Source organism: Teichococcus aestuarii, from assembly GCF_042651065.1.
In the GTDB taxonomy this organism is placed as follows: Bacteria; Pseudomonadota; Alphaproteobacteria; order Acetobacterales; family Acetobacteraceae; genus Pseudoroseomonas; species Pseudoroseomonas aestuarii.
In genome coordinates this window covers 1-4,708 of sequence record NZ_JBHSCH010000123.1, presented here as the reverse complement: position 1 = coordinate 4,708, position 4,708 = coordinate 1, and the positions used below count along the sequence as shown (strand labels likewise).

4 protein-coding genes are annotated in these 4,708 nt (G+C 73.2%); all 4 read right to left on the bottom strand.

Going from position 1 to position 4,708, the window contains the following annotated elements; genetic code table 11:
• Positions 1–700: 700 nt before the first annotated feature.
• Positions 701–1,765, bottom strand: a complete 1,065-nt coding sequence (locus ACFOY6_RS23625; RefSeq protein ID WP_379640945.1) for an Ldh family oxidoreductase — start codon at positions 1,763–1,765, stop codon at positions 701–703.
• Positions 1,766–1,831: 66 nt separating this feature from the next.
• The gene (locus tag ACFOY6_RS23620) at positions 1,832–3,256 is read right to left on the bottom strand and encodes an ATP-binding cassette domain-containing protein (RefSeq protein ID WP_379652416.1); all 1,425 of its coding nucleotides are present in this window, start codon (positions 3,254–3,256) and stop codon (positions 1,832–1,834) included.
• Positions 3,253–4,089 (bottom strand): ABC transporter permease, encoded by an 837-nt coding sequence (locus tag ACFOY6_RS23615; RefSeq protein WP_379652415.1) that lies wholly within the window; start codon positions 4,087–4,089, stop codon positions 3,253–3,255. Before ACFOY6_RS23615 ends, ACFOY6_RS23620 begins: the two co-directional genes overlap by 4 nt.
• Positions 4,086–4,708, bottom strand: a 623-nt coding sequence (locus tag ACFOY6_RS23610) for an ABC transporter permease subunit (RefSeq protein WP_379652414.1), incomplete at its 5' end; no start/stop codon positions are given. The genes ACFOY6_RS23610 and ACFOY6_RS23615, both read right to left, overlap by 4 nt.

Below are 4,708 nucleotides of genomic sequence, written 5' to 3'. Positions count from 1 at the left end.
CACTCCATGGACGTAATCGGGCGCATCGCCCAGCCAGCCAGTGAACTTGTTCAGAAGAGCCGGGTCGTTGCCGACATATACGCCAAGAGCGGTCATAGCTTTTACTTTCCTAATAAAAGAGCAGGCCGCTGGGGATTGCTCGCTCACAAGTGAGTGATAGCAGCAAAGCCCCGGGAAAGGTCCAGCAAAAACAAAGGAAAATTAGTAATGAGTGGTAAGGATAATGTCTATTATTGCCAAGCTTAGGCTAAAATAAATAGTTTGCAGAAACTTGGAAATATTAAAAATAATCCTGTGTCTCATCGAACGAGAATGCCCGCTGAGCGCCTGAACACACGAAAACGTGAATTTCTGCCCTGAAACCACACGGGAACTTGAGGAAATCGCGCCCTGACAGACACAACCTGTGCACGTCGGCGGAGAGATTTTTTTCAAGGTTTAATCCAATTTAATGAAGAACATCTCTTAATTGGGATCGAGTTGTGGCAGCCCGTGATTGCCCGGAAGAGCGGCCAGACAGCGCATCGATGGGGAAAAAGTGCCGGAGAGGCCGTCCGGCGGCGGGTGCCAGGGCAGGCGGAGGCGCATGGCGCGCCCCCTCAGCCCTGCCGGACGGCGTGACGGTGCCATCCTGGCCCGCCGGAGAGGCGAGGTCGGGGGAGGAATCCTCCTCCCCCTGATGGATTGGCGGCTGCCGCCTTTACTTCAGCGGAGGAACGCCGAGGCGGAGTCCGAGCGCGACCAGCTCCTCCATCACCGCGGCGGCGACCGGCACGCCCTCGGCGAGACGCGCCTGCCGCAGCAGCGCCTCGCGCTCGCCGGGCAGGTGGATCCGCGCCACGCCGGGAGCCTTGCGGGCGCCGCGCAGCTCAGCGGCGGCGGTCTCCATGCGGGCATAATACGTGTCGAGGTCTTCGAAGGCCGTCACCGGCAGCACCGCGAAGAGATGGCCGACATTCTGCGGCCGCGCGAAATCCTCATACATGTGCGTCACCTCGCGGCCGAAGGCGGCGCCGGAGAGCATGGTGCTCAGCAGCCCCATGGTCAGGGTGAGCGCGTAGCCCTTCGGGCCGCCGAGCGGGCTGACGAAGCCTTCCAGGGCGCGTGCCGCGTCGGTGGTGGGAACGCCGTCCCGGTCCACCGCCCAGTCCGGCGGGATCGGCGTGCCTTCCTTGGCGGCGACGATGATCTTGCCGCGCGCCGCGACCGAGCAGGCCATGTCCAGCATCATCGGCGGCGCGCCGCGCATCGGCATGCCGATGGCGAAGGGGTTGTTGCCGAGCAGCGCCTCGGCCCCGCCCCAGGGCACCATGTGGTTGATGCCGCCGATGGTGATGGCGATGCCGATCATCTCCGCGCGGGTGGCGTATTCCGCGAACCAGGCGGCCGCGCCGAAATGGTTGCTGTTGCGCACGGAGACCCAGGCCGGCTCGCCCTCCCGCGCCTTGCGCAGCGCCACCTCCATGGCCCAGGCGCCGACCACCTGCCCCATGCCGTTGTCGCCATCGACCACGGCGGTGCCGCGGGTCTCGCGCAGGACGCGCGGCACGGCGCGCGGGTTGTTGGCGCCGCGCTCCAGCCGCTCCGCGTAGATCGGCAGCCGCACCACGCCGTGCGAGGCCACGCCGCGCAGATCCGCCTCCACCAAGCTCTCGGCGCAGAGCGCGGCCTCCGCCTCCGGCATGCCGACCCGCTCGAACACGGCCCGGCAGAAGCCGGTGAGCCGCACGCTGTCCAGGATGGGTCCATCTCCCGCATCCACCATGGCGCCTTCCTCCCGTTCTTGGTTGTTACGAGGAAAAGCCTAGGCGCCGGAAGCGGCGGGGGGCAATCAGCCCTGGCCCGCCATGCCTCCGCCGGGCGGGCCAAGAGACAGCGTGGCATCGGCCAGCGCCCGGGCCGCCGCCGCGTCGTGGGTGATGAGCAGCACGCCCAGCCCCTCCGCGTCGGCCAGGCCACGCAGAAGGTGCAGGGCGGCGCGGCGCGTCGGCGGGTCGAGGCGGGAGCAGGGCTCGTCGGCCACCAGCAGGGCCGGGCGCAGCGCCAGCAGCCGCGCCAGGGCAACACGCTGCGCCTCGCCGCCGCTCACCGCCTCGGGCGGGCGGCGCAGCAGGGCGGGGGAGATGCCCAGCCGCTCCAGCAGGGGCGGCAGGGCGGGGGCGGTGCCGGGGCGCAGCCGCGCCAGGTCGGCCAGGCTCTCGCCCAGCGGGCGCTGGCGGGGAAACACCCGCGTCGGGTCCTGGTGCAGCTTCTGGAAGCGGGTGCGCAGGCTCTGCCGCAGCCGCGTGTCCAGCGGGCGGCCCAGCCAGCAGAGCCGGCCGGCCGCAGGCGGCGCCAGGGCCAGCAGCGTGTCGCCCAGCGTGGTCTTGCCGATGCCGCTGGGGCCGAGCAGCGCCGTCATCCGGCCGGCATGCAGGGAGAAGTCGAGCGGTCCGGCCAGGGCGCGGCCGCCACGGCCGATCGCCAGCGCCTCGGCCCGCGCCACCTCCTCGCCGCCCGCCGCCGGGGCACGGGCCGGCCAGAGGCGCGGATCGGCCGCCACGCAGGCACGGGCGAAGGCCGAGCGCGGCGCCGCCAGCACGCTCTCGGCGGGGCCGCATTCGGCGATCCGCCCCTCCTCCAGCACCGCGATCCGCCCGCCCAGCGCCTGCGGCACCGCCAGGTCGTGCGTGATCAGCAGCAGGGCGCGCCCCTCCGCGCGCAGCGTGGCGAACAGCGCCAGCAATTCGGCCCGCCGTGCCGGGTCCAGCCCCTTGGTCGGCTCGTCGGCCAGGAGCAGCGGCGCCCGGCCACGCAGCACCAGCGCCGCCAGCAGCCGCTGCGCCATGCCGCCCGAAAGCTGGAAGGGCAGCCGGGCCGCCGCCCTGGCATCCAGCCCCAGCCGGGCCAGCCAGCCCAGGGCGCCGGCGCGGTCCAGCCAGGGCGGCGTCAGCCGCAGCTGCGAGAGCGCGGGCAGCAGCGGCGCCAATGCCTGGGCCGGCTCCTGCGGCAGCAGGCAGGTGCGGCTGTGCCAGAGGGCGCGCAGCCCGCGCTGGTCGGCGGCGCGCAGCCGGTGCGGGCCGAGGTCGATCCAGCCCGTGGCCTCCATGCAGCCGGGCAGCAGCCCGGCCACGGCGGCGGCGATCAGGCTCTTGCCGCCGCCCGAGGCGCCGATGAGGCAGAGGCTCTCCCCCTCCGCCACCTCCAGGCAGACATCCCGCAGCATGGCCCGCCCGTCATGCCGGATGCCGAGCCCCTCGATGCGCAGCGCGTTCATGTCTCCTCCAGCGGCAGGGCGGGCGCGGGGGCGCGCGCCAACCCCTCGCCGATCAGCGTGGCCGACCAGGTGGCGAGGAAGATGGCGGCGGCGGGGGCGGCCAGCATGTGCGGCGCCTCCTGCAGGTAGGGCAGCGCCTCGGCGATCATCGCCCCCCATTCCGGCCGCGGCGGCAGCAGGCCGATGCCGAGGAAGCCCAGCGCCGAGACGGTGAGCAGGTTGCCCCCCAGCTGCAGCGCCGCCAGCGAGGCGACGGGCCGCGCGATGGCCGGCCAAGCGTGGCGCCGCAGCCGGTAGGCGCGGCCGAAGCCCAGCAGCAGGCTGGCCTCCGCCTCCGGCGCCGCCAGGGCGCCGCGCGCCAGCGGCTCGGCAAGCTGCGCGTAGGGTGGCCAGCGCGTCAGCACGAGGCCGAGCAGCACGGTGCCGACGCCGCCGCCCAGCAATTCGGTGGCCACCAGCACCAGCAGCAAGGCGGGGCAGGCATAGACCGTCTCGGTCAGGCCGCGCAGCAGGCGGCGCGGCATCCCTCCCAGGCTGGCGGTGAGCAGCCCCACCACCGTGCCGAGCAGGGCCGTGGCGAGGCTCGCCGCCAGCGCCACGCCGAGCGAGAGCCGCGCCGCCGCCACGGTGCGCGCCAGCACGCTGCGGCCGAGCGGGTCGGTGCCCAGCAGCCACTCCCCGCCGGGCGGCAGGCCGGCGGCCATGAGGTCCGGCTCCAGCGGGTCGGCCGTGAGCAGGGCGGGGCCGGCCAGGGCGGTGGCCGCCAGCAGCGCCGCCAGGGCGGCGCCGAACCAGGGGAAGCGGCGATGCGCCGCGCCATGACGATGGCTCATGCCGCCGCACCCCCCGCGCGCAGGCGCGGGTCCATGGCGCGCAGCGACAGCTCCGCCAGCAGCGTGGCGGCGCCGAGCAGCAGCGCGAAAACCAGCCCCAGCGCCGCCACCACCGGAAGGTCGCGCGCCATCAGCGAGCGGATGAGAAGCTGGCCGATGCCATCCAGGTTGAACAGCATCTCGATGGCGATGAAGCCTTCCGTCACCTGCATGGCCAGCACGGGGAGATAGGCCACCACCGGCACCAGCGCCGGCCGCGCCACCACCCGCAACCCGATGCGCCAGGGCGCCACGCCGCGCATCCGGGCGAATTGCGTGGCGTAGGCGCCATGCGCCTCCGCCATGCCGTGCCGCGCCACCCGCGCCAGCCCGGGGGCGAGCGCCGCCGCCAGCGTCACCACCGGCAGCACGAGGTGCCAGGGCGTGGCGTCGCCCGCCACGGGCAGCCAGCGCAGCCGCACGGAGAGCAGCACCACCAGCACGCCGCCCAGCGCGAAGGAGGGCGCCGAGGCCATCAGCGCGGCGAGCGCCGCCACCCCCCGGTCCAGCCAGCCGCCCGGCCGCCGCCCCGCCGGCCGGCCGGCCGCCAGGGCCAGCAGCACCGCCGCCAGCAGCCCGA